The sequence below is a fragment of the Caballeronia choica genome (assembly GCF_001544535.1).
Classification (GTDB): Bacteria; Pseudomonadota; Gammaproteobacteria; order Burkholderiales; family Burkholderiaceae; genus Caballeronia; species Caballeronia choica.
Window position 1 is genome coordinate 1 of sequence record NZ_FCON02000512.1, and the last position, 950, is coordinate 950.

At 57.6% G+C, this 950-nt stretch carries 2 protein-coding genes and 1 pseudogene; 2 read left to right on the forward strand and 1 reads right to left on the reverse strand.

Features of this window, described 5'->3' with window-relative positions:
- A pseudogene (locus AWB68_RS45390) lies at nucleotides 1-284 on the reverse strand (hypothetical protein); the annotation flags it as partial.
- A 224-nt stretch (nucleotides 285-508) separates the two neighbouring features.
- Between AWB68_RS45390 and AWB68_RS45395 the strand changes: the two are divergent.
- Nucleotides 509-799: a UxaA family hydrolase gene (locus AWB68_RS45395; protein ID WP_087650503.1), complete on the forward strand. Its 291-nt coding sequence runs from the start codon at nucleotides 509-511 to the stop codon at nucleotides 797-799.
- 7 nt (nucleotides 800-806) lie between these two features.
- Nucleotides 807-950, forward strand: a 144-nt coding sequence (locus tag AWB68_RS47935; protein WP_200828991.1) for a UxaA family hydrolase, incomplete at its 3' end; no start/stop codon positions are given.

Here is a 950-nt window from a genome sequence, read left to right on the forward strand (position 1 = left end):
ACCGGCCCCTCGACTTTCGGGCGCCCAACGTGGAGCACATCGCCGAGCGGGCAGAACGTAGCGCGAAACGTACCGTCCGATTGCGGAGCCAGATACACACCAGGCTGCATCGGAAAAACATCATCGCTCGCCGTGATCGCCGCGAGGTGCAAAGCGGCATTCACCGCGTGGGTCCCGGCCGTCATGCCGGCCCAGAACCACAACTCGAAGTCTTGCAGCGGATCGAACCGCCCGCGCAACGACTCGAGTCTGGCGATCTTCTCGAGATGGGACCCCACATTCATGTTCAGTTCTCCTCGCCCGTGATGGCAACTTGCCTCCATTGCAGTCAACGATAGTCGCCGCCTCCGCACGTGTCAATAACTTCTATATAGGACAATGGTTAATACCTATATAGGAGTTGGCGCAGTCAGCCTATTCTATTTCCTGTGGATACAAGGGTTTGCTGCGTTGACGGATCCCAGGTTTCTGTCCTAGAGTATTCATAACCTATATAGGAATTAAACAAATGTCTCGCGCCATCGTGCTTCATGCCTCAGACAATGTGGCAACGCTGCTTGACCCTGGACAGGAGGGGGAAACCTGCATCCTGCAGGGAGAACGATCCGGCCAGGTGACCCTGATGCAAGACGTCCCATTCGGTCACAAGGTTTGTATCGCGCCTGCCTCCGCCGGTACCAACGTGCTGAAGTACGGCCAGGTTATCGGCACCGCCCGCCGCGCACTCCGGGTGGGCGAGCACACCCACGTTCACAACGTTGATTCCACCCGCGGTCGCGGTGATCTGAATACGAGGTAATTACGCGATGAAAACATTTCTTGGCTATCGGCGCGACAACGGCGCTGTCGGTGTGCGCAACTGGGTGGCAGTCGTTTCCGTCATGGATAACTGCAATCCGGTCACCCGCACGATTAGTGAAGCGGTCGGCGGCACCATCCCGATCACGACC